The 23628-nt window shown below is 56.1% G+C and carries 22 protein-coding genes and 3 pseudogenes; 13 read left to right on the top strand and 12 right to left on the bottom strand.

Features of this window, described 5'->3' with window-relative positions:
- Positions 1-6 precede the first annotated feature (6 nt).
- Entirely contained in the window at positions 7-513 is a 507-nt protein-coding gene (locus ACN9MZ_RS17425) for a DUF6484 domain-containing protein (protein WP_426338233.1), read from the bottom strand.
- Positions 513-2666, bottom strand: coding sequence for a type VI secretion system Vgr family protein (locus tag ACN9MZ_RS17420; protein WP_426338232.1), 2154 nt, complete (start codon positions 2664-2666; stop codon positions 513-515). The genes ACN9MZ_RS17425 and ACN9MZ_RS17420 overlap by 1 nt, the downstream gene beginning before the upstream one ends.
- Positions 2667-3095: 429 nt before the next feature.
- Here ACN9MZ_RS17420 and ACN9MZ_RS17415 point away from each other — a divergent pair, with 429 nt between their 5' ends.
- From ACN9MZ_RS17415 to ACN9MZ_RS17390, 6 genes are all read left to right on the top strand, one after another.
- A complete protein-coding gene (locus ACN9MZ_RS17415) occupies positions 3096-4187 on the top strand; it encodes a hypothetical protein (protein ID WP_426338231.1) in 1092 nt (363 codons plus the stop codon).
- A gap of 1 nt (position 4188) precedes the next feature.
- Positions 4189-4575, top strand: a complete 387-nt coding sequence (locus ACN9MZ_RS17410; protein WP_426338230.1) for a DUF4150 domain-containing protein — start codon at positions 4189-4191, stop codon at positions 4573-4575.
- A gap of 5 nt (positions 4576-4580) precedes the next feature.
- Positions 4581-6014, top strand: coding sequence for an HNH/endonuclease VII fold toxin-2 domain-containing protein (locus ACN9MZ_RS17405; RefSeq protein WP_426338229.1), 1434 nt, complete (start codon positions 4581-4583; stop codon positions 6012-6014).
- 10 nt (positions 6015-6024) lie between these two features.
- Positions 6025-7020: a WD40/YVTN/BNR-like repeat-containing protein gene (locus tag ACN9MZ_RS17400; protein ID WP_426338228.1), complete on the top strand. Its 996-nt coding sequence runs from the start codon at positions 6025-6027 to the stop codon at positions 7018-7020.
- A 256-nt stretch (positions 7021-7276) separates the two neighbouring features.
- The gene (locus ACN9MZ_RS17395; protein ID WP_426338227.1) at positions 7277-8431 is read left to right on the top strand and encodes an HNH/endonuclease VII fold toxin-2 domain-containing protein; all 1155 of its coding nucleotides are present in this window, start codon (positions 7277-7279) and stop codon (positions 8429-8431) included.
- Between the two features lie 10 nt (positions 8432-8441).
- Positions 8442-9437, top strand: coding sequence for a hypothetical protein (locus tag ACN9MZ_RS17390; RefSeq protein ID WP_426338226.1), 996 nt, complete (start codon positions 8442-8444; stop codon positions 9435-9437).
- Between the two features lie 361 nt (positions 9438-9798).
- Here the strand turns inward: ACN9MZ_RS17390 and ACN9MZ_RS17385 are convergent, their stop codons facing one another.
- Positions 9799-10827 carry an IS5 family transposase gene (locus ACN9MZ_RS17385; protein ID WP_426338225.1) on the bottom strand — a complete coding sequence of 343 codons (1029 nt, stop codon included), beginning with the start codon at positions 10825-10827 and terminating at the stop codon, positions 9799-9801.
- A gap of 459 nt (positions 10828-11286) precedes the next feature.
- Between ACN9MZ_RS17385 and ACN9MZ_RS17380 the strand changes: the two are divergent.
- A pseudogene (locus tag ACN9MZ_RS17380) lies at positions 11287-11478 on the top strand (hypothetical protein); the annotation flags it as partial.
- Here ACN9MZ_RS17380 and ACN9MZ_RS17375 read toward each other — a convergent pair.
- Positions 11446-12550: pseudogene (locus ACN9MZ_RS17375) on the bottom strand (integrase core domain-containing protein). The pseudogenes ACN9MZ_RS17380 and ACN9MZ_RS17375 sit on opposite strands and share 33 nt — an antisense overlap.
- Positions 12551-12728: 178 nt before the next feature.
- Between ACN9MZ_RS17375 and ACN9MZ_RS17370 the strand changes: the two are divergent.
- Positions 12729-12959: a hypothetical protein gene (locus ACN9MZ_RS17370; protein ID WP_426338224.1), complete on the top strand. Its 231-nt coding sequence runs from the start codon at positions 12729-12731 to the stop codon at positions 12957-12959.
- A gap of 165 nt (positions 12960-13124) precedes the next feature.
- On the opposite strand, the gene ACN9MZ_RS17365 is transcribed toward ACN9MZ_RS17370, so the two are convergent.
- The 5 genes and pseudogenes from ACN9MZ_RS17365 to ACN9MZ_RS17345 all read right to left on the bottom strand — a co-directional run bounded on the left by ACN9MZ_RS17365 (position 13125) and on the right by ACN9MZ_RS17345 (position 14711).
- Complete coding sequence (locus ACN9MZ_RS17365; protein ID WP_426342923.1) at positions 13125-13256, bottom strand: transposase domain-containing protein; 132 nt, start codon at positions 13254-13256, stop codon at positions 13125-13127.
- Between the two features lie 33 nt (positions 13257-13289).
- Positions 13290-13514 (bottom strand): annotated as a pseudogene (locus ACN9MZ_RS17360) (IS66 family transposase); the annotation flags it as partial.
- Positions 13515-13744: 230 nt separating this feature from the next.
- The gene (tnpB, locus tag ACN9MZ_RS17355; protein ID WP_426338223.1) at positions 13745-14086 is read right to left on the bottom strand and encodes an IS66 family insertion sequence element accessory protein TnpB; all 342 of its coding nucleotides are present in this window, start codon (positions 14084-14086) and stop codon (positions 13745-13747) included.
- The gene (tnpA, locus tag ACN9MZ_RS17350; RefSeq protein WP_426338222.1) at positions 14086-14379 is read right to left on the bottom strand and encodes an IS66 family insertion sequence element accessory protein TnpA; all 294 of its coding nucleotides are present in this window, start codon (positions 14377-14379) and stop codon (positions 14086-14088) included. The genes tnpB and tnpA overlap by 1 nt, the downstream gene beginning before the upstream one ends.
- Before the next feature lie 71 nt (positions 14380-14450).
- Positions 14451-14711 (bottom strand): hypothetical protein, encoded by a 261-nt coding sequence (locus ACN9MZ_RS17345; RefSeq protein ID WP_426338221.1) that lies wholly within the window; start codon positions 14709-14711, stop codon positions 14451-14453.
- Between the two features lie 603 nt (positions 14712-15314).
- Here ACN9MZ_RS17345 and ACN9MZ_RS17340 point away from each other — a divergent pair.
- A complete protein-coding gene (locus tag ACN9MZ_RS17340) occupies positions 15315-15584 on the top strand; it encodes a hypothetical protein (protein WP_426338220.1) in 270 nt (89 codons plus the stop codon).
- Between the two features lie 31 nt (positions 15585-15615).
- Positions 15616-15909, top strand: coding sequence for a transcriptional regulator (locus tag ACN9MZ_RS17335; protein ID WP_426338219.1), 294 nt, complete (start codon positions 15616-15618; stop codon positions 15907-15909).
- Positions 15910-15952: 43 nt separating this feature from the next.
- Here ACN9MZ_RS17335 and ACN9MZ_RS17330 read toward each other — a convergent pair whose 3' ends face one another.
- Together ACN9MZ_RS17330 and ACN9MZ_RS17325 are read right to left on the bottom strand one after the other, a co-directional pair.
- On the bottom strand, positions 15953-17062 hold the full coding sequence (locus tag ACN9MZ_RS17330; RefSeq protein WP_426338218.1) for a sensor histidine kinase: 1110 nt from the start codon (positions 17060-17062) through the stop codon (positions 15953-15955).
- Positions 17063-17481: 419 nt separating this feature from the next.
- Positions 17482-17730: a hypothetical protein gene (locus ACN9MZ_RS17325; RefSeq protein ID WP_426338217.1), complete on the bottom strand. Its 249-nt coding sequence runs from the start codon at positions 17728-17730 to the stop codon at positions 17482-17484.
- Positions 17731-17934: 204 nt separating this feature from the next.
- Here ACN9MZ_RS17325 and ACN9MZ_RS17320 point away from each other — a divergent pair, with 204 nt between their 5' ends.
- The 3 genes from ACN9MZ_RS17320 to ACN9MZ_RS17310 all read left to right on the top strand — a co-directional run bounded on the left by ACN9MZ_RS17320 (position 17935) and on the right by ACN9MZ_RS17310 (position 22542).
- Positions 17935-19236, top strand: a complete 1302-nt coding sequence (locus ACN9MZ_RS17320) for a cation:proton antiporter (RefSeq protein WP_426338216.1) — start codon at positions 17935-17937, stop codon at positions 19234-19236.
- A 191-nt stretch (positions 19237-19427) separates the two neighbouring features.
- A complete protein-coding gene (locus ACN9MZ_RS17315) occupies positions 19428-20906 on the top strand; it encodes an RNB domain-containing ribonuclease (protein WP_426338215.1) in 1479 nt (492 codons plus the stop codon).
- A 68-nt stretch (positions 20907-20974) separates the two neighbouring features.
- Positions 20975-22542, top strand: a protein-coding gene (locus ACN9MZ_RS17310; RefSeq protein ID WP_426338214.1) for an IS3 family transposase whose coding sequence is annotated in 2 segments (ribosomal slippage) — positions 20975-21413 and positions 21413-22542 — 1569 coding nt in all. Because the reading frame shifts where the segments join, the coding sequence is not laid out codon by codon here.
- An 801-nt stretch (positions 22543-23343) separates the two neighbouring features.
- On the opposite strand, the gene ACN9MZ_RS17305 is transcribed toward ACN9MZ_RS17310, so the two are convergent.
- A complete protein-coding gene (locus ACN9MZ_RS17305) occupies positions 23344-23553 on the bottom strand; it encodes a cold-shock protein (RefSeq protein WP_426338213.1) in 210 nt (69 codons plus the stop codon).
- Positions 23554-23628: the final 75 nt, after the last annotated feature.

Below are 23628 nucleotides of genomic sequence, written 5' to 3'. Positions count from 1 at the left end.
GACCCTTCAGTTGAAGTTGACTGACCCGCCCAGGATGCGCTGAGTGGCGCTGGCATGGCTCGTAATATAGGTGCCGCGCAGCTGGATTCTGCCATCAGCACTCAGGATCAGCGCAGCATCACCACAGCGCAGTTCGATTTCCCTCTCGGCGCTGATGACCACTCGTTCGCCATCGACCGTTGCATCAACGGTGGGGTTGGAAACCGCTGGCTGCAGCATGAAACCCAGGATAACCGGGCGTTGAGGGTCGCCTGCTTCAAATCCCAGCGCAACCGCTTCCCCGATCTTTGATGGGTCAATGGTCGCCAGCGAGCGAGCGGTAATGCCGGCCAGCGCAAACGCGGCAATGCTCACCGTTGGCGTACCGTCGGCATTGATTGCGTCCAGTCGTCCTGTGACTATTCCATCGATCTTGCGAGGCATGGCAACTGTGTCTGCGATCACGTTGTCCAGCAGCTCAGATACCTCCTGTTCGAGGGCGGGTTGGGGGAGGGGGGAAGATGTTTGCTTCATCAGTTTTCCAGAATTTTCTTGGCCTTCATCGTGATGTTTCCGTCGGCCTTGAAGGTTTGCTCGCCGCTGGTGCCGAGGTCGAACGTGTGTCCGTTGATGCTGATGGTCCCGTCCGACTTCATTGTCAGGGTCGATTTCCCAACCGTGACGGTGAATTCGTCGCCCGCCGTGATGTTAAAGGATTTACCTACCAGCACCGTCTTCGATAGACCCACCTCTTCGGCCTGCATCAGCGCCACGGTGGTGTTCATGGCTGCGCCCACGGTGGTTTGGTAGGCGCCGCCGATTGTGACCATCTTTGCCAGCCCTACGGTTTCAATCTTCATGTGGCCGATCGTGACGTTGCGTGTGCCGCCAATGTCGATGGTCTCGTTCTTGCCAACATCTTCCGTCCGGTTGTCGCCAATGCTGATGGTTTCGTTATGGTCGACCCGCTCTTTGCGGTCGTTGTGCACGGTGATCGTTTCATCATGGTCGACAGTTTCGGTCCGGTCGTTCTTGATGTGGTTAATCTCGTCGTGGTCGATGGTCTTGCGGCGGTCATTGCCGACCCACTTATCCTCGTCGTGCTCCACTTCCGTGAGCTGGTCCTTTTCGGCGTGCAGCCAGAGCTGCTCTGCGCCTTTCTTGTCTTCAAAGCGGATCGCGTTGGCATTGTCGTAGCTGCCCCCCGGTGTTGAACGCGACAAGATGCCGCTTTGCGTCTTGTTGTCCGGCAGGGGCCAGGGCGGCATGGTTTGCGCGTTCGGCACCATGCCAGTTATCAGGGGACGGTCCGGGTTCCCATCCAGGAATTGGACGATCACCTCGGTGCCGATGCGCGGGATCGAGGTCATGCCGAAATTCGGGCCGGACCATGCCGTGGCTACCCGCACCCAAGCGGAACTCTTCTCGTCATATTGGCCCACGCGGTCCCAATGGAACTGCACGCGCACGCGCCCATATTCGTCGGTATGGATTTCATCGGCGGCCGGGCCGACCACGGTGGCCGTTTGCAGGCCATAGAGCTTCGGCGCCTCGCTATTGAAGCCGCGCCCAGGACGCCACGGTACGTTCCTGCCAATGCAGGTCAGCTTGTTACTGTAATGGGCCGGAGCGGTGCTGCCAGTCTGGTAGTTGTTGCTGGCACTGTGCTGCGCTTCCAGGATGAGGAATTCGCTGTCCTGGCTGTCGAAATGCCCGGTCAGGCGGAACCAGCGGCCAGGTTGCGCTGTGCGGTCATTGCCGCCGGCCTCGAAGTGCTTTGCGCTCGCCTCGATTTCTTCGGTGCGCCGGCGCGCTTGCGACTCTGCGTCGTCGCCAGCCATGAATCCATACGCGCCCGTGTAATCGTAGGTTTCGATCTGGTGCACCTTGCCCTGGTCGTTAATGATGGGCAGCTCGGTCATTTGCGGGCGCGGATTCTTGAAATCAAAGCTGGCCAGCGCAACTTTGCCAGGCACGATGCGGCGCATCGGCGACCAGTCGCCGATGGCGTCGTCTTCTTGCGCGCCAGCCTCGCGCTGGAAAGGGATTTCGGGGGCGTCGCCGTCGATCGCGTCGGCGCGGGTCGTATCGTCAGCCAGCACCAGGGTATGCCCGTCCGCGCGATGCTCGTACCAGTAATGCCAACCGCGCTCCTCCCAGCGGCGGTGCAGGTAGTTGTAATCGCTTTCCGCCGCCTGGCACGCGTCGGTCATTCCGGCGTCTTCGCCGTGGATGCGCGCTTGCCAGTCCGCCACCGGATAGTCGTTGAAGATGTCCGTGGTCTGTTGCTGGACCGTCTTGCTGTGGAATAGGTAATAGTCGCGCCGCAAACGCAGGTATGCCGTCCATGGCGCCAGTTGCATCCGGTAGTAAGCGTGGCCGCCGTCGGTTTTGATGAACTGGAATTCGAATACGTAGCCGTTGAAGTAGCGCAGGCTGCCATCTTCTCGCACCAGCGATATCGTCACCATGCGTCCTTGAACGTCCGTAAGAGGAATGCTGGCGTCGTTGGACAGCACTTCGACCGTGAAGCGGAAATCGCGCGACAAACCTTCCGTTGCATTCAGGCTGTTGACCAGCATAAGCGCTTGCGGTCCATCCTCATGCGGGAACGAAAGACGCAGCAGCCGGTTGGTTTGTGCAGTGCCGAGTAAGGCCGCTGGAACGGCGGTATTGAGGTAAGTCATGCTAGTTATTGTTTTGATATGAACGGCGGCAATTTAGCATAAGCCTTGGGAAACACGGTGATTTGCAATTCAACGGTGTGCGGCCCTTAGTGGCGGGGAGAAATGTCGTACCGAAACTTGCATAATGAATGTTTCGCAAATCGTTACTATTGGTGAGAGTTTGCGCAGGGGACGCGCTGTCGCGCACCGGATCATTCAAATAGACGTCGACACATAGAGACAAGCCCTTGTTATTCAAGGGCTTCTTGTCATATCTCCTGGCAAATTCTTGCCGGTGTAACCACCAGTCTTCTCCAAGCACTTTATTCACCATGCGTGCGCACGATTGAAATCCAGTTGTTGCCATTTTTGTTATTATTTCCAAGATAACGTATGGCAACTTCTCGACTGCATCCGCAGTTCATGGTTGGCTAAGCGAGGGAATGTGCATTGAATACCGATAGAAGTACCCGAGAGGCCGGCATCGACCTTTTTATCGAAGCGGCTGGCTTGTGTTGTGCAGTGGGCTATCACCTGGATGCAGCCGTTTGCGCTTTGCGCGCAAACATGGACCATTTCCAGGAAAGCGGCTTCTATAGTTTGAGCTCTGATCCGATTGTGGCAGCCATGCTGCCAGACGACATCCATGGTCAAGAGAGGTTGGAGCAGTGGGTGTTGTACGCAGTGCGTGACTGCGCGCGTCGCATGGCACAGCCTTTGTCGTTAGTCGACGCTCGTCGTACAGCGCTGATTGTTATCGGTCCGGACAATTCGCGCGCGCATGCCGATGCCTCTTACTACCTTGAAGTCGTGCTTGGCGCGATGAAGAAAGTCTTCGCTGGCGAGTTGGATACTTCCGATGAACAGCGCAGTTTGCATGAGGATGCGACAGTTCTATTGGGTGGACGTACCGGCCTTGCCGCAGCTCTGGTGCGGGCGAAGAATATGCTGGCAGAAAGGCCGATCGAGCAGGTGCTGGTAATCGGCGTGGACAGCTATTTGAATGCAGCCGACATCAACGGCTATTTAAAGGAAGAACGACTTTTCGTACGGGGTAACAGTGACGGCTTTATCCCGGGTGAAGCTGCAGCTGCCTTGGTGCTACGGCCAGCACCTTCAGACCAGGCTGGACTGCATATCAAAGGCGTCGGCATCGCCCATGAAGCTGGCCGGCATGATGGCAGCGTTCCAAGCCGCAGCCAGGGGCTGACGCATGCAATCCGGTCTGCATGCGAGCAAGCCGGAATCGCGCCCACGGAAGTCAACTTCCGCATCAGCGACCAGAATGGTGAGCAGTTCTTTTCCCGTGATGCGACGAACGCCATCACGCGCGTAATGATGGGGGGCAGTAAGGTCCCGCACCTGACGCTGGCGGACAAGATAGGCGAGGTTGGCGGTGCCGCTGGCCCTGCCATGCTGGCATGGCTGGCGCGGGACATGTCTCACAAAGCATTCAGTCCGGGCCAACTTGGCCTGGCACACATGGCAAACGACGACGGGACCCGCTGCGCGGTCGTCCTGCAGCAACAAGGAAAGCAGTGATATGGAAACACACGTCTACGCAAACGATCACGAAATTTGTTCAAAGGCCGCGGATGGAAAATCGGTTGCCTCCACTGACCCTTGCTGGAGCCCACCCGCGCCAAGCGCCGGGCCTGTCGTAGTGGTTTACACCAACACAGCGTTTGCCAGGGACTTGAAGAATGGATCGGATACCGTTGCCATTTGCGGCACGCCGCTGGCGCTGCGCGACGTTTCATATCTTGCCAACAGCATTGGCGACGAACCTGCCACACGGAGCCTGGGGATGGGGGTGTCGAGCCATACCATTAAAGGCGATGCGTACTTTACAGACTGGTCCCCAAACGTGAAGGTTGAGGGCTTGAACGTGTGTCGGAATACCGACCCCATGACCCACAATCACGGTTGAACACAATGTCGTTAGCTGAGCTGCTTAAATCCAAGGCATCAAAGAAATCTGCCTCCAAGAAACCAGAGGAAAAAAAGCCGGCAACTGCCAGCGAAAAGAAACCTTCGTCGCCGACAAAAAAACCGGCCACCGGGCCGAACACGCCGTCGACGGTTTACTCGGATACGTTCAATACGCATCCGAAATGTGCTGACGACAAAAAGAACATCACGAAGAGATGTGAGCCGGAACCGGCGCAAACCGAAGAGGAAAAGAAATCGGGCAAGCCTGCAAAGAAGAAGGGCTTGGCGGGCATCATTTCCAACACCACGCATGCAGTAGATGAACTGGGGCGGAAAGCTACAAGCTACGAGCGAAATGACGCCAACGCATGGGTGGACTCGCATTGCCATGGCATGTGGTACAAGCCGACGAACCTGGCAAAAACCAGTAAGGAACTCAACGACGCCGTAACCGGAACGCTTGAAAAACTGAAAGGTGAAAAATGGGGGTTGATCAAGGAGGGGATGGGCGAGCTGGCCGAAGTCGCCAAGGCGAAAGTTGGCGCTGCCGCTGAAAAGAAAGTCGCAGGACTACTTGCCCGTTCGGTTGCGAAGAATGTTGTGGGTGGCGCTGCGGTTGTTGGTACCGCCGGCACACTAGGTACCGTAGTGGAAGCTGGCATGCTGGCGTGGACGGTATCGGATGTATTGAGTACTGCGGAGGAGCTAGCGGCCCTGGCTGGAGCGGAGGGCCTCGCCGTACTGGAGAACATTAAGGATTCCGTAAATATCAAAGCCAAGGCTGAGGAATTACTCAACGACTACAAAGAGAAGCCGGACAAAGCGTTGGCTGACACCATGACGACGCTCAGCAAGTTCAACCGATGCTTGCAGGCCAAGCGCTGTGAGTTAGTGCCGATGAAAAATACTCCGGCACGGGATGCGGCGAAGTCGGGGAAGGGGTGCTGCCCGGGCCAGACGGGGCACCACCTGCTTCCCAAGGAGATGTTTAAGCGCAAGATAGACGTTCCGGTTGTACCTGAAAAGTTGGTCAAGGGCGGTCGGAATAAGGGCAATCCTAAAACCAAGTCGGTAGATGATCCCACCAATTGTGCTGAATATACCGATAGTGTGCATGATAACGCCCCTGTGGTTTGCGTGGAGGGGACTAATAATAATCATGGTAGTCACGGTGTAATTCATAATCGCATTGACAAATTAATGGAAACTCACCGTATAGAAAATCCGGGAAGAGATCATATCAGTAATTCCGACGCGATCAATGCTGCAGTTAAATCTCATAATGAAACGTTTAAGCCGGCCTGTAACCCTGATTGTCTTGCAGCACAGTTGCATTCTTATTATGATAAATTGTGCACTGGAAAATTGAAGCCAAGGGGCGGTAAGGGTACAGACATTGAAAACGATAAAGGTAAAGATAACATATTATTAGATTAGAAGGAAACTTATGAAATTAGATCTTGAATCTTACGAAGAGTATTTTAAAGGATACTTCATTACTGACTGCGTTGTGCGGAATAAAAATATAATTTACTTCGTAGTTCAACAGGAGGATGATGGTGATGATGACTCACCGGCACCAATGACAGGGATTGTAATGTGCATAGAGAAGCCAGGTGCGCAGCCGTGGAGTCATGTGCTATTCAAAGGGATGCGGAGGTTACTTGCAGGCGTGTCATTTGTTTCAAAGGAGCAATTTGTAGGTGTGACAATTAATGGTCGTGTTTATTCTTTGGGTTCCGGTGAAAAGGGATTTGAACATGACCTTAAGGGTGTTGATTCTAAACAACTGAAAGAGCAGAATGCAAGTGCAGAACAATATCTATTGCGTGGTGCCATAAGCAAGCTTCGAACGATCGACGGTCGCCTTTACGTATGCGGTCTTGGGCGAACTGTTATTCATCGGATAGAGAAGAATGAATGGCATTACCATCTTGACTTCCCTAAAAACAAGCACTTCCTCGATCCGGTTGGCTTTGAGGATATCGACGGTTTTTCTGAAAAGGATATTTATGCTGTAGGGGGGAAGGGGGACGTATGGCATTTCGACGGAGTACAGTGGAAACAAATTGCCTTCCCCAGTAATATGGATTTGTGGGCCGTTTGTTGTGCTGGCGATGGTGAAGTATATATTGGTGCGGAATCCGGTACTGTATTCAAAGGCCGCAATAACAAATGGAAAATGATCTCGCGCGGTGATATGTCGCTTCCATTCAAGGACATGGTCTGGTACCAGGGTAAAGTCTGGTGTACGTCCGACTACGGGTTATGGGTCATAGAAAAAGATAAGGTACACCAGGCCGATGTGCCTGCTAGTGTTAGCTCCTGTTCCGGGCATTTATCGGTGGGCGATGGCGTTATGCTGCTCGCAGGTATGTACGGAGCCGCTTTGCATAATGGCGAAGAGTGGAAACGGATCATCGATTACAGTGATTTCGCGTAGAAAGTTGATAGCTGGCCTCTTTGGGGGCCTTTGATAAGGTCTCGAATTGAAAATTGGGTTGCGGAGCTCAGTTTTTCCCTATGATGACCGGGTTCCGTACTAACCCCACTGCCTTCGCCAGGAAACAGAAGAAGCCCTTGTTAATCAAGGGCTTTTTGTTATACCCACCGGCAAATCCTCGCAGGCGCTACCATCCTGAGCCGGAACTCAGACCAAAGAAGTAAAGAAATCGGGCAAGCCTGCAACCAAGAAGGGCTTGGCAGGCATCATTTCCAAGACCACGCATGCAGAGGATGAATTGGGGCGGAAAGCTACCAGCTACGAGCGAAATGACGCCAACGCATGGGTGGACTCGCATTGCCATGGCATGTGGTACAAGCCGACGAACCTAGCAAAAACCAGTAAGGAACTCAACGACGCAGTAACCGGAACGCTTGAAAAACTGAAAGGTGAAAAATGGGGCTTGATCAAGGAGGGGATGGGCGAGCTGGCCGAAGTCGCCAAGGCGAAAGTCGGCGCTGCCGCTGAAAAGAAAGTCGCCGGATTACTTGCCCGTTCGGTCGCGAAGAATGTTGTGGGTGGCGCTGCGGTTGCTGGTACGGCCGGCACGGTAGGCACCGTAGTGGAAGCGGGCATGCTGGCGTGGACGGTATCGGATGTATTGAGTACTGCGGAGGAGCTAGCGGCACTGGCCGGAGCGGAGGGCCTTGCCGTACTGGAGAACATTAAGGACTCCGTTAATATCAAAGCCAAGGCTGAGGAATTACTCAACGACTATAAGACTAAGCCTGACAAGGCGTTGGCTGACACCATGACGACGCTCAGCAAATTTAACCGATGCTTGCAGGCCAAGCGCTGTGAGTTAGTGCCGATGAAAAATACTCCGGCACGGGATGCGGCGAAGTCGGGGAAGGGGTGCTGCCCGGGCCAGACGGGGCACCACCTGCTTCCCAAGGAGATGTTTAAGCGCAAGATAGACGTTCCGGTTGTACCTGAAAAGTTGGTCAAGGGCGGTCCGAATAAGGGCAATCCTAAAACCAAGTCGGTAGATGATCCCACCAATTGTCCTGAATATACAGACAGCGTCCACGACAATGCCCCTGTGGTTTGCGTGGAGGGGACTAATAATAATCATGGTAGTCACGGTGTAATTCATAATAATATTGATGAGTTAATGAAAAATCACCGTAGGAGAAATCCGGGCAATGATCATATCAGTAATTCAGATGCGATTAAAGCTGTAGTTACATCTCATAATGAAACATTTAAGCCAGCCTGCAATCCTGATTGTCTTGCGGCGCAGTTGCATTCTTATTATGATAAATTATGCTCCGGAAAACTGAAGCCCAGGGGTGGTAAGGGGACAGATGTTGAAACTGGAGACGCCGATGGCGGAGCTCAAGTAATTTAGAAAGATATTCATGAAATTAGATAAGAAATCGTACGAAAAACATTTCGAGGGTTTTTCCATTATTGACTGCGTAGTTCGAAATAGGGATATACTTTATTTCGTACTTCAACAGGAAGATGATGGTAATGATGATTCACCAGCACCTTTGGCACGGATTGTTCCGTGTATCGATATGCCAGATGTGCCGCCATGGGGGCATATGGAACTAAGAGGCATGCAAAGGCTAATTGGAGGCGTATCTTTTGTTCCGAAAGAGCAATTTGTAGGTGTGTCACTAAACGATCATGTTTATGTTCTGGGCGGCGGTGAAAAGGAATTTGAGCATGACCTAAAGGGTGTAGATTCTAAGCAACTGAAAGAGCAGAATGCAAGTGCAGATCAATATCTACTGCGTGGTGGCGTCAATAAGCTCCGGACGATCGATGGTCGCCTCTATGGGTGTGGTCGTGGGAGAACTGTTATTCACCGGATAGGGAAGAATGAGTGGCATTATCATATTGAATTACCCGATAGTAAACATTTTCTCGACCCGATCGGATTTAAGGATATAGACGGATTTTCTGAAAAGGATATATATGCTGTCGGTGGAAAAGGCGACGTATGGCATTTCGACGGAGTAAAGTGGAAACAAGTCACCTTCCCAAGCAATATGGATTTGTGGACCGTTTGTTGCGCTGGGGATGGTGAAGTATATATTGGTGCGGAATCCGGTACTGTATTCAAAGGCCGTAATAACAAATGGAAGATGATCTCGCGCGGTGATATGTCGCTTCCGTTTAAGGACATGGTCTGGTACCAAGGTAAAGTCTGGTGTACATCTGATTACGGTTTGTGGGTCATCGACAAAGATAAGGTACACCAGGCTGATGTGCCTGCAAGTGTTAGCTCCTGCTCCGGACATCTATCTGTGGGCGATGGCGTCATGCTGCTCGCAGGCATGTACGGAGCCGCTTTGCACAATGGCGAAGAGTGGAAACGGATCATCAATTACGGTGATTTCGCGTAGAAAGCTGATAGCCGGTTTCTTTTTGGCTCTTGATAGGGGCTCGAATTGAAAATTGAGTTGTGCAGTGCAGTTCTTCCCCATGATGACCGGGTTCCGCACTACCCCCACTGCCTCCGCCAGGTTTTAGAATAAGCCCTTGTTAATCAAGGGCTTTTTGTTATACCCACCGGCAAATCCTCGCAGGCGCTACCATCCTGAGCCGGAACTCAGACCAAAGGGAACCTCGATTTACTGGCAGTTTGAGCGGTGACACCGAAAAAATAGCTGCCTACAAAGCGGCCGCGCCATGATCGCCGCCATTTTCATGGCCATTTTTCTGTCCGAATCCGCCTTTTGGGACGGTTCAGACGGACCTCGGGCGTCAAAACGCCGAAATCTTCGCCTCCTTCAGGTAACAAAGGCGACGCAGGTTGTACGCGGCGGCCTTCCAGTTCAGTTGCAGCGTGGCGCGTGCCAGACCGATCGAGCGCAGCATCTTGCCGCCCAGCTGCGCCATGCCGGCAAAGACATGCTCGACGCGGGCGCGCGGGCTGGCGATGCGCCGGTTGCGGCGCTGCTGAGCCTCGGACAGCGGTTTGTCCTTGTTGCCTTTGCGCTGGATGTGCATGCGGTAGCCCTCACCGGTAAGCCGCTCTTCGCGCTTGTGATTGACGTAGCCTTTGTCGGCATAGATATCCCGGCTGGTATTGGCCGGATCGAGCACGTCTTCAAAATGCAGCGTGTCGTGCTCGCTGGCGGTGCTGATCTTGATTTTTCGGATCAGCTTGCAACGCTTGTCCACGTTCGCCGACAGCTTGTAGCCGAAATAGGATTTGCCGTGCTTTTTGGTCCAGCGCGCATCCAGGTCTTTCTGACGTCGCTTCGGCGGCGACCAGTCGGCTGGCATGGCGTTCTGGTCCACGACGAGGGATTTTTCTTCCTTGTTCAGCGATTGTTTCGGCGCCTGGACGATGGAGGCGTCAATCATCTGGCCGCCTCGGGCGATGTAGCCATGCCGGGCCAGTTGCCGGTTGACGGCGTCGAACACGCTTTCGCTGGCGCCGGCCTTGATCAGGCGCTCTTTGAAAGTCCAGATCGTGGTGCGATCGGGGATCTGGCTGGAGTCGCGCAGGCCGGCGAAGCGCTGGAAACTGAGCCGGTCAAGCAACTGGAATTCCATCTGCTCGTCCGAGAGGTTGAACAGGTGCTGGATCAACAGAATCCGCACCATCACCTCGGTAGGAAACGGTGGTCGTCCGCCGCGCTCGCGGCCGGGCCGTGGCGCTGCTTCATCGACTGCGTCGGCCAGCGCCGCGAAGTCGACATGCCGCTCCAGTACTTGCAGCGCGTCGCCCAGCTTCGTCAGCTTGGCTTCGCGCTCCTGAGCGGCAAACAGGTTGGGTTTCATCATGGCAGTGTCGTCAAGTTTGATGCGCTGACATCATGCCATGGCTGAGGTAGTTTTTCGAGGTACCCCAAAGAAGTAAAGAAATCGGGCAAGCCTGCAACCAAGAAGGGCTTGGCAGGCATCATTTCCAAGACCACGCATGCAGAGGATGAATTGGGGCGGAAAGCTACCAGCTACGAGCGAAATGACGCCAACGCATGGGTGGACTCGCATTGCCATGGCATGTGGTACAAGCCGACGAACCTAGCAAAAACCAGTAAGGAACTCAACCTGTGCCCATCGAACAAATCATCGGCGACGAAATCGATGCTCCAGATTTCGTTGATCGGCGTGGCCAACCAGAGTGTCCTGATCGAGATTGTTCGGCGCGCGAACAAGCATGACAAAGTGCTCGAGATGTTCATTGCCCGCGATGGACTGCTGCAGGCGTCCGAGCTTCCTCGAAACTTTCATATGTGGTCGCGCTGGACGCTTACGGCCTTGCTGCACGAAGCCGGCTACAACACCGACTGGATCGAGAAATGCCATGAGCAGAAGGGTGTACGCGCCGCCTACAACAAGGCCGAATATGCGCAGCAGCGGCGTGATCTTGCCCCGCCACTTCCGGACACAGCCTATCTCTTAGTTAGCGCCGATCTGAGCTCGACGCATTAGCTCTTCCCGAAACATGCTTGGCGATTTGTAGCCCAAGGACGAATGCGGATGAATCTCGTTGAAATGCTTGAACGCCGCAGGCATCTGCCGCAGTACGATATCGGCGCTGCTGCGGTCCATCGGGCTGACGTAGTCGCGCTTGAACGTGTTCACAAAACTTTCGGCCATGCCATTGGACTGTGGGCTAGACACAGGCACGTGCACCGGCTTGATGCCCAGGTCCTTGACCAATGCGTGCGTATCCTTCGCCCGAAAGGCGCCGCCATTATCACTCAAGAATTCCAGCTCGATGCCGCTTTGGACCTTGCCTCGCCAAAGCGCGCTTCTACGCCCCCGATCAGCATGTCACACACGGGTTCACCAGGCAGGCCTCGACTGGACCACGCGCGCTACGAAATAATCTGGCGATCGCAGCAGTCCTTTAGGGATACGCCGGCAACCACGTCGCCGTTGTCGCAACCGATCTCGAAGCCGTCGGAGCGCTAACGCCGGTTCGATTCTTGGACGGCCACGATGCCGTTGTGCACGCGGGCCTAACGTCCCGCTTCGGCGCTTTCGGCAGCAGCAGCCGGTAGGCCTTCATGAGCCGATAGAAGCGCTTGTGGTTAAACAGCGCCAAGCCTGCTGCCATGCGCCGACGGTTGACCAGTGCACCAGCGCGTCGATAACCATACGTCGGCAATTGGCCAATCTCTGCGCGCGCCTTCGGCAACAAGGGCGCGCGCAAGCCACTTTTTGTCGCGGGCGAAGTCCACGGCTTCCTTCAAGATTTTTGCTTCCATGGTCTTCTTGCCCAGCATGCGCTGCAGTTGCGCGATCTGGGCACGTGCAGCCGCAAGTTCGCTGGCAGGTACCACTGATCCGCCGGCATGGACCGCCACCAGGGCGCCTTCACGCTCCAGCTTTCGCCAGTTGAACAGTTAGCTCGCACTGATGCCATGCCATGCTTGCGCGCTACCAGCGAAACGCTCATTTCTGGCTCGTACGTTTCGCGTACCAATGCTGCCTTCTCGCCAGCCGACCACCGACGACGCTTCTCGTCGCTGACCGTCACTGGGCCTTGGATTCGCATTGGGAATCCGATCGTCACAGGATGATATCGCACACATTTCATCTTAGCGTGTTTCTGATCGGGTGAAGGCTGTTGCGCCGACATTCATTGAGTATGGACGCCTACAGCGCAGGCTTGGCGTTCGTGTACTATGAGATAAGTGCAGCATTGAGGTGTCACCTCGCTCGAAGGAAAGTTTATGGAAATCTATCGTGGTCACGAAATCACCTGTGGCGCAAAAAGGGCAACCTTGGGAAAGCCTAGTGCGAAATGGTGCTGCTCCCTGAGCATCAGGCAGGTCGATCAAGCACTGCCAACTTACTACAAGGTCTCGGTCACCACCTGGACCGTCGACACGGCACGTTTACTCGGCTTATGCCATGCGAGGGAACACATCGATGGTGTGCTCGGTGCCGAACTGGTAGCATGATCGATAAGCGGGGCAATGAGCAGGAAGCGTATGCCCGGACAGTGCATGGCACCTCCGCCACCGAGTTACTCGGATGCTTGTGAAAACTTGTGAAGTAGTGCATCCGAACGCCGCGTGATGTCCTTGGTGTGTAAGCGGTCAGCCCTACCACTCTAGGCAGCATCATTAAGACTGCGTAGAGTTCGGGAACGGCAGGAACGAATCGATCTGGCTGTTTGGGCACGTCGGGAGACGTTCCAATACGCTGGCCAGCCAATGCAGCGGATCGAGGTCATTAAGCTTGGCAGTACCCAGCAAGGTCTGGATGGCGGCAGCGCGTCGGCCGGCGCGCTCCGAGCCGGCAAAGAGCCAGTTCTTCTTGCCAATGGCGATCGGGCGGATCGCATTCTCGACGGCGTTATTGTCGATCGGGAAGGTGCCCGAGTCGGTGTAACGCACGAGTGCCGGCCAGCGCTTGAGGGCATGCTCAATGGCCTTGTGGGTGCCACTGCCAGGCGCCACCGCAGGCTGCATCGCCAGTAGCCAGGCATGCAGATCAGCCAGTGCAGGCAGTGCCTTCGATCGGCGAAGCTACAGCCGTACGTCGGGCATCAAGCTGACAGCCTGTCGTTCGATGGTGTACAAGGCACCGATGCGCTGCATTGGCAGCGATCTGCTCATCCTTCTTGGCCAGCATAGCCTGCAGCTGCGCAAGCAACGCAGGATCAGCATTCGTAAGGGCCAGTTGTTCGAGCAAGTCTATGGCGTGATGTTAACAGAACGCCACCTTGGTTAACAGAGCCCGCTCATAATTTCCATGCCGCTGGCGGCGGCGCCGATAAGCGTTGCCAGTCCACGCCTGCTACCAGCCACTGCCATTGCTCGCCACTGAGTTCCCAGGTGCTGTCGCCAGCCTGCGGCCAGACAAACTGGCCGCGATGCAGGCGGCGCACGCACATCCAGACGCCATTGCCGTCCCAGCAAACGACCTTCAGGCGAGTGTGGCGCCGGTTGCTGAATACGTAGGCCGTGCCATCGCATGGTGGGCGGCCTAGCGCTTGCTGCACATGCAGCGACAGGCGATCAACGCCGGCCCGAATGTCTACTGGTTGGGTGGCAAGCCAAACTGCCGATGCTTGCAGCTGCATTACAAACCGCGCAGCAGATCGGCAATCCAAGCTGCCGTAGCGCCAGCGGGAATCTCGATGAACCAGTTGTGCGGGTCGCGCAAGATCAATGCCGGTGCATTGGCTTCCGCCTTAATCACGACGGGCACCAAGGCTGCTGCCGCAGGCTCGCTGCGACTCAAACGCCGAACCCAGTAGCCCACTTGGCGGATAGGGTAGCCGTGCTTCTGCGCAAAGGCTCGCTGCGACATGCCGCTCTCACGCCATAGCGCAATGCGCTCCAACCACAACTGCTCTCGTTCCTGATTTGCCATCCGGTTCTCCAAAGTGAAAACCGAAGTTTGACCAGGCCTTGCCAACTTTCATATGTGGTCGCGCTGGACGCTTACCTTGGTGTCAACGACAAAGCCGACGGTGCCGGCGAGCGATAGGCCACGGATGTGATTCGAGCGGCGTGGCCGAGGTAATAGTTGCGGGGGGCCTTGTTGTTATGCCGGACGTTGTCGGCTTTCTGGTTGCCGAGGCCGATGGCGGGGTTGATGTTCGAGCCATCGTGAACATAGCCGACCGTAGTCGGTTGTGGAAAGACCACCGCATGAAGGGCAGCAGGAGCCACGTCGTGTTCTTGCTGCAGGATGGCGAGCACGCGTGCACGCGCGTTAGCATTGAACCGTCCGATGATTGTCCCGATCGGCCGGAGCCATCCATGCTGGGGGCAGGCTAGCTGTGGCTACGTAGTTGGCGTCGTCAATGCTACGACATAGGCAGGTTGCCGGACTTTGCAGCACGACTCGAATCGTCAAACAATGCGAATTGGGACGCGGGCACCGCGCACGCATTTAGCGGAGAGCACTCTGTCGATAGTCTGCACAGTGATTCCTTCGCTGGTCATGTACTGGCGAGCGTTGCTGCTTCCGGCTGTGTATAGCAAGGACAGGCCGTACTGGACTCGCTCTGCCAGTTCATGATCGCGCCGCCGCCGTTTGTCGATTACATTGTCTGACACGGCCATCTCCATGCAAATGGGAAGTATGACACAAGCCTTTGCGGATACGAGGGCAATTGTGCGTTAACGTTTTATTTTTTTGACGAAAGGTTGTTGACCGAGATCGCGCCCAGGAAAACGAAGAGTTTGCTACCGGGTTGGAAATGGTTAGATGGATTGGCTACCACTGCCTATACTGAATCAGGAGCTGCAATTGAGGCGGCAACTGAGTGCCAACGAGTGCGTTGGTGCAGGGGGAGCGCAATGCAATCCGTGCAGCAATGGAAAGCCAATTATTTTCGCGCGGATGGTAGCCGCGGCCTCCTTTATCTTGCGAAGCGGGACGAACCAGAGTTGGCCGACGTCATGAATGCGATTCTAAGGTGGGATACAGAGCACGCGTATTCGATCGTGAGCGTCATACCGGACAAAAGTCGCTCCGACCAGGCGGCGCGATTCTTCGCCATTAACAATTTTTCCAAGTGCTACTTGCAATTACTGGGCGACGTCATCGATTCTTCATCGGACGCGTAGCGATCATTTGAAATTCGAGCCGGGAGGATGTATGGAACTGATCGAAGCGGAAGACCTGGCCGAATTCGAGAATATCCTGCGCAAGCAACGATGGGCATACGAAGAGTTTTCTTTGCAGGCAACGGACACCACCGATCCTAAGACCGACGAAGTGCTGGCGTTGCAGGCGGAACTGGTCGTGCGATGTGAATCAACGGGAAGATCAAGGCAATACCTGGTTAGTGATGGCATGTCCTGGCTCGAACTGTTCCGCGAAGACATCAAGAGGGGAGCGTTCGGTGGACAAGATTTGCTGGATGTACACCGCACTTCCTTTTCTCAGTGAAGTGCACGCATTCAACGCTACCATATCAAGACAAAGACCGAGACTAGTTCGGCTGGGCGGATATTTCATGGCGCGGGAGCGTGATCGTGAAGATGCATCCTGTGCCAGGAACATCCCGGACGCTCAGGCTGCCGCCATTGTCGTGAACGAATTGCCTGGCAATCGTCAAGCCCAGGCCAAGGCCAGAACGATCGGCGCCATTTTGCTCAAACGGTTGAAACATGCGACCTGCCAATTCGGCGCCGATCCCGCCGCAGTGGTCGGAAACCTCAATCAGGATATGCTCCGTGGTGGCATGACACGAAAGGATGACGTCGGAATGCAAATGAGTGAATTTGAAAGCATTCTGCAATAAATTGACAACCGCCGACAGTAGCATTGGGCGGTTTCCCTTTATCGCCAGATGTGGCGCTACCGGCCATACGACCAGCCTGCATTGTTTTGCTATGGCCGCTAATGTTGAAGTCGCCTGCAGTTCAGCCACAAAATCCGTTAGGGCGAAGAGCTCACGCTTGCCCTCAAGGTGTTCCGTGCGCACAAGTGTAATGGCCTGATTGATCAGGTCGCCGAGGCCGTCCAGGTTGCGCTCCAAAATGCTACCGGTTGCGCCATTTAAGCTGAGGTGGCCCGCGCGGCAGGCCGAATAGGCTAGCTTCGCCGTGCCCAGCAAGTTGCGCAGCTCGTGAACGAAAAAGCCCATCCGCTTGTTCTCTTCGGCATGATGCCGGTCAGATTCAATGAAATCGTGCCTAATGCTAAAGGCGGTAACGGCGTAGGCGATTGCATAATCAAGGCAACGGTTCAAGGTTCTGAACTCGTCGATGGAAAACGGTGCGTCCAGCTCAACTGCCAAGTCGGTGATAGCCTGACATAAGTCGCCGTAATTGTGAACGACTTCGTCTACAGTAAATCCCAGTTCCAGCATATCTTGTCCATGGAGGGTTGCGGATTCGCTGACCGCGCATTGGGACACTGGGCCGTCCACTCCACACCTTTCCTGCTCTGAACGCAGCGTGTGAACGAGTTGCTCGAGGAGCATTGGCACGCCGTTCTGCAATTGCTCTGCGGTGGCGCAATGCGCGCGTTTAGCCACTTTCGCTCGGCAGCGTGCAATGAGCTCGACGCGATGATTGGTCAGGAATTCGTGCAGCATGGTAGCCGTCCTCTCTGTGTTGCCCGCGACAGTGTGCTTTTATCCTGCTGCAATCAGTATAGGCCGTAACTCAGGCATTGATGCGAGTATCTTTGCGCAGGATTGAGACTGTCAGATAGGCGCGCATGGCCCTTGCTCTGTTGAACTACAATGCAATTGTTCAGGCGTTTCTTCGGAGGTGGTTCGCATGCCCAACCTTGCCTTGCTGCATTCGACGGAATGCAGGAACCTGCTCGAAGCGGGACGGTTGGAGGATCCCCTGTGCCTATTGTGTGACACAAGGGGGCGCGCCTCCTTTTTCGCCATGTGTTCAGGGTACGCCTGCGTATGAACAATGTGTGGAGTTGGCGAAGGAAACGCTGCGCGACTACGGGTGGTGGAAAAAGCGCCTGAAACTGAAGGCGGCACGGTGGCAGCCGCTAAAACGTGTTCGACCGAGTCGGTGCGACGAGTAGGCGTCGATCCAATTGCGCGATGCGCGTGGGGGAGGAAGGCCGCGGGCCGACCGCGTTGAGTGCTCGTTCAATTACGTGCGGGGGAACGCAGCGGGAGAGCAGGTAGCGCTGGGCTTCCGCCAGGCCGATGATGGAACGCAGCGTCATGCCATACTGCACAAGTTCGGCCATCTGGCAGTCCCGCCGCCGCTCATTTTCAGGGATCGTTCTCATTGCGCGTTCCTGCCTTCACAGGCAGTATCGCATAAGGTGTAATCATTGCGAGCTGATTTGGCGCGTGGTCGACGCCTGTACTTGGCCAGCGAAAACACGTGGGAACCCCGATCTCGAATGAAGTGTATCGCCATACCCAGCCTATGTTCTCGAGATATTGCTTGAATCCGTTCATGACGCTGAATAAGGTATCTGGAGATTTCAATGTCGATCGCAACGTGGGTGTTGTTGGGCGGGTTGATCCTGATCGCGATGATACTGATTGGAACGCTGGTGGAGCGCTTGCCCCTCAGTGGCGCGATGATCTACCTCGCGCTAGGTGTTTTGCTTAGCCCCTATGGCTTTGGCATTTTGGACCTGGATCCCATTGTGCATGCAGCCTCGCTGGAATTGGTGGCTGAGGCCGCGCTGCTGATCTCCTTGTTCTCTGTCGGTTTAAAGCTCGAGGTGCCGATTCTTGACCGCCGATGGATTGCTTCCTATCGGCTGGCTTTTCTATCCATGGCGATCACTGTGGGCTCTATCGCCGCCATTGGGGTGGCTGCCATGGGCTTGCCACTGGGCGTGGCAATCGTGCTGGGAGCGATTTTGGCGCCAACCGACCCGGTGTTGGCTTCGGCCATCCAGTCAAGACCAGGGGCGGGATTTGATTCCACGCGCTTTAGCCTGGCAGCGGAAGGCGCGCTCAACGACGGCACGGCGTTTCCGCTGGTATTGTTGGGGCTAGGGATAATGCAATTGCACGATCTAGGCGACTCCGGATGGTCCTGGTGGCTGGTGGATGTGTTGTGGGCAACGGGCGGAGGCATGGTAATAGGAAAGCTGATAGGCGGCGGGGTAGGGAAGCTGGTGATCTACTTACGCACCAGGCACCATCATGCGATTGGCATGGATGAGTTTCTTTCGCTTGGTGTGATCGCCGTTTCATTTGGTGCGGCGCAGAGCTGCCAGGCATCGGGCTTCTTGTCGGTCTTCTTTGCTGGCCTGGCGTTACGGCGAGTACGCAATTTTCCCATGGCGGGAACGTTGCCAATACCGCGAGGGCACGGTGCGGAGGAATACGACGTCCTGGAGACTGCGACGCATTCGCATCATGCCAGTGGCGCCATGACGCGGGCCGTGCTTGGCTTCAATGAGCAGCTTGAAGGGATAGCCGAACTCGGCATGGTCATGACGATAGGCGCCTTGTTACCCGCGGTGAGGAGCTTCGCCATGCTGTGGTGGTTTGTTCCCCTGGTGTTCCTTGTTGTGCGCCCGGCGTCGATAGTGTTGGGCATGGCTGGTGCCGGAGTGCCCATGTATAAGCAGGTCCTGATGGGTTGGCTCGGTATCCGGGGAATCGGTTCGGTTTACTACCTCATGTTTGCGCTGAATCGTGGCATTGCGGAGGCATTTGCGCCGGACTTGGTAAGTTTGACATTGGGTACTGTGACCGCCTCAATCATTGGCCATGGCATCACAGTACAGCCGTTGATGAGCTGGTATGAGCGGCATCAATTGAAATAAATGGCGCCCTGGACGGTCCGGCGTCGCTTGCAAGCGATCACCGGTGATCGGGGCGTCGTGGCCAGATGGACGGCGGCTTGCAATCGTTGTGTTTGGCCAGCCATTCCGGCGGCATAAGGACTATGTTTCGGTACCTGAGCACCCCTTGGCAAGGGTGAGACGAAGTGTTGACGGAAAGTGGAAGGAAGGGAATGCGCCACGCCATCAAGAATCATCGGGCCAGCCTGGCAACCATTGCGGCCCTGGCGATGTTTAGCCGCGGCTTGGAGCCAGAATTTCCCCTCGCTGTACACCAGCAACTTGGTCAGTTGAAAGAGCCTGCGCGCGATCCTACGGTGATCGATCTCACCAGTCGCCCGTGGTGTTCGATCGATAATGACGACTCGCGCGACCTGGACCAGCTCACGGTGGTTGAAACTGAGGCAAATGAAGTCGTGCGCTTATTGGTGGCCATCGCGGATGTTGACGCGTTGGTGAAGAAGAATTCCCCCGTCGATCAGCACGCCAGGCAGAACACCACGTCAGTTTATACATCGGCACGCATATTTCCTATGCTGCCGGAGCTTCTGAGCACGAACCTGACGTCGCTGGCGCCACAGGCAGACCGACTTGCGATCGTCGTCGAGATGGAGTTTTCCTCTCTCGGCGTCTTGGCCAGCTCCACGATCTATCGGGCGAAGGTGCGCAACCAAGTAAAACTCGCCTATGATGCCGTTTCCGCATGGCTGGAGGGGCGTGCGCCGTTACCGGACGCCGCGCGGGCCATCGCGGGCATGGATATCCAGTTGCGAACACAGGACCAATTGGCGCAAAGGCTCAGGTCTCAACGACTGCTGCATGGGGCGCTTGAATTCGACAGCTTTCAGCCACGGGCCGTCTTCGATGGCAACACGATTGCGGATATTCGCTTGCAGGATCACAACCGCGCTCGCCAATTGATCGAGGAATTCATGATCGCCACCAATGGCTGCACGGCGCGCTTTCTGCTGGCGCACGGCGGGGCATCCTTGCGGCGCGTAGTGCGCTCGCCGGATCGCTGGGCGCGCATTATGCAGCTTGCGCGTGGATACGGCGTCACCCTGCCTGCCCAGCCCGATGGCAGAAGCCTGGAGCAATTCCTCGCACGGCAACGCGGGCTGGCTCCCGCAAGTTTTCCAGACCTTTCACTCGAAATCATCAAGCTCATGGGATCGGGGGAATATGTGGTCGAACGCGTGGGCCAGAGCGGAATTGGCCACTTTGGACTTGCAGTCCAGGATTATATGCACTCGACTGCGCCGAACCGGCGCTTCCCGGATCTGGTGACCCAACGCTTGCTCAAGGCCGCGTTGGCTGGCGATGCGCCGCCATACTCGCTGGCAGAGTTGGCAGAATTGGCATTGCATTGTACGGGGCAGGAGGACGCCGTGCGTAAGGTGGAGCGGCAAATGCGCAAGTCCGAAGCGGCCTTGCTGCTGCATGACTCAATTGGGCAACATTACCGTGCCATTGTCTCCGGCATCAACGACCAAGGGGTCTGGATCAGGATATTCAGACCGCCGGCCGAAGGGCGTTTGACGGGTGCGTTTCCCGAACTGCGGCTAGGACAGCTACTAAGAGTGCGATTGTTGTCGACGTCGGTTGAGCGAGGGTTCATCGATTTCGCGTTACAAGAAGTGGGTCAAGCGTAGCCCCCGGTGTCAAAATAGTTGTCGCTCCGATAGATCTGAGAAAATGGGGGCGATAACAGGAGTGAGAAGTGGCACGGTACGGACAAGAATTCAAAGACAAAGCGGTGGCGCGATTGCTGCCACCGGAAAGTGCATCGATCAAGGATGTGGCCTTGTCGGTGGGCGTGAGCGAATCGACTTTGGAGCGCTGGCGCAGCGAGGCGTTGGCGAATCCAGCGCAACGCCGCGAATGGACGCCCGCCGCGCGGTTTGAAGCGGTGCTGGCGACATCCGCCATGGACGAGGCCAGCAAGGGTGCCTGGTGCCGCAGCAACGGCGTATATCCGCACGAGCTGGCGGTATGGCGCGAGCAGGCGATCAATGCGCTGGGCCAGCCGGGAGAAAAACGTTTGAGCGCAGCGGAAGCCAAGCAGGACAAGCGCCGCATCAAAGAGCTTGAGCGCGAGGTGCGCCGTAAGGACAGGGCATTGGCCGAAACTGCAGCCTTGCTGGTGCTATCAAAAAAAGCCGAGGCGATCTTCAGCAAGTACAAGGCCGAGGACGAATGATCGGCCTCGAAGATCGCCAGGCTCTGGCCCTGGAAATCCAACAAGCTTGCCAAGCCGGTGCCCGCTTGAGCGAGGCATGCGCGGCGGTCGGGCTGAGCGCTCGCACGCTGCAGCGCTGGCAGGCAAGCGGTGGATTGGTAAGCGGCGATCGTCGCCCGACGGCGGTACGCCCCATGCCATCGCATGCGCTGACGGATGATGAGCGCGCGGCGGTGTTGGCAGCTGCGAATGAACCGCGCTTTGCCGACATGCCGCCGGCGCGCATTGTTCCCATGTTGGCCGATGAGGGCATCTATCTGGCCAGCGAATCGACGTTCAGCCGCATCTTGCGTGCCCATGGCCAAGTGCGTCATCGCGGCCGTGCCAAAGCACCTCGTCAACAACGGCCGCCGACCACCCATGTCGCTACTGCACCCGGCCAGGTGTGGTGCTGGGACATGACCTACTTGCCGGCTGTAGTGGCGGGCCGCTGGTTCTACCTTTACCTGATCTTGGATCTCTATAGCCGCAAGATCATCGGCTGGGAAGTGCATGCCGAGGATGATGCCGACCACGCCAGTCATCTGGTGCGGCGCACGGCTTTGGTCGAGGGTGTCGCTATGCGCCACAACAAGCCGGTGCTGCATGGCGATAACGGCGCCACGCTGAAGGCGACCACGGTGCTGGCCATGCTGCATTGGCTGGGCATTAAGCCATCGTACTCGCGCCCACGTGTGAGCGACGACAACGCCTTCGCCGAAGCGTTGTTCCGTACCGCGAAGTACCGTCCGGAATTCCCTTCCAGTGGCTTCGCAGATCTGGCCGACACACGAGACTGGGCAGCCCGCTTTGTGCAGTGGTACAACTTCGACCACCGGCATAGTGGCATTCGCTATGTTAGTCCGGCGCAGCGACATGCGGGACTGGATACTGCCATTCTGGCAGCGCGGCATCGCCTGTATCTGTCCGCCCAGGCTCGCCACCCGGCTCGCTGGTCGGGCCATACCCGCAACTGGACGCCATGCGACGCGGTCACGTTGAACCCCGAACGGGATCTCGTCGTTTCCGTCGCTGCGAAGGAGATTCAAACTCAGCAAATTGCTGCTTGATTCAGGCGACAACTACCTTGACACGCGCCGGTAGACGGCTGGCCGGCTTCAGCGCGTTGCCAGCGGCTTTAAGCATGGCTGGGACGTCGCCTTATCGGTCGATGCATGGCCGAATCCAATTCACTGGTCGCGTAATAGCATTTTTTAAGGCAGCAGCTGGTGCGATAAACGACTACACTGAAGTGATCACCACGGAGGTTATCGTGACACTTCCCAGTACAACCCGCGAACAAAAGCGGGGCCAGCACACGTCTGGTCGCACCGAAGAAGCCAACAAGCAGAGGCAGAAAGCGGAGGCGAATGAGGTTGCCGGTCGCCACAGAAACGGCGGGCAAATGCCGCACAAAGGCGCCCGCTGAACACCGCCTGCAAGGCGTACTCTTCGTATCAACGGCAGTAGAGTACGTCAGGCGGTAAAGCAACTGTATTGCGAGCACGTCCGTCCGCCATTGTTGCCAGGCTCATGCGCTAGTGGAGCCCGCATGGTGAGTAGCCGCGTATGGCCTGTTCGGGGGCGATGACCATCAAGAAGATTGCCAGGCGTTGCTCAGCTAGCATGTGGCCTGACATGAGGATCGTTTGCCGCGTGTGACACTTCTTGTCGCACTAGAAAATGAAAGTGATGCCCTGGCTGGCCGCTTCCCCAAGATCGGGTTTTCGCCACGATATAAAGACGCGCGCGCTGCTCTTGAATGCCGACGCCATGTTTGGGGACGCCCAGCCGGAGGCGAAAGATCGGGACCGATCGAATGCCTCCAGTGAATTCCTGCGAACCGAAAAGGTGTGCCCCCTTGCTGCCGATTAAGCAAGGCTGACGTTGGTGGCCTTGTCGCCTTTGGCGCTGGAGCTGTGTTCGAACGAGACGTGTTGGTTCTCGGTGAGGGATCGAAAGCCTTCCGCCCGAATGTCCTGGAAATGCACGAACAGGTCAGGACCACCTGAGTCAGGGGTGATGAAACCAAAGCCTTTGGATTCACTGAACCATTTAACGATACCGGTTTGCGTAGTCATGATAAAACCTCATAAAAGATGTCGAGAGTCGGGCCTTGCCCGGCGATGTATGCGCCAACGAGCAGGGTCAACAAG

The organism is Pseudoduganella sp. S-14 (genome assembly GCF_049913285.1).
Taxonomy (GTDB): domain Bacteria; phylum Pseudomonadota; class Gammaproteobacteria; order Burkholderiales; family Burkholderiaceae_D; genus Rugamonas.
The sequence above is the reverse complement of the archived record's forward strand: the minus strand, read 5'-3'. Positions and strand labels throughout refer to the sequence as shown.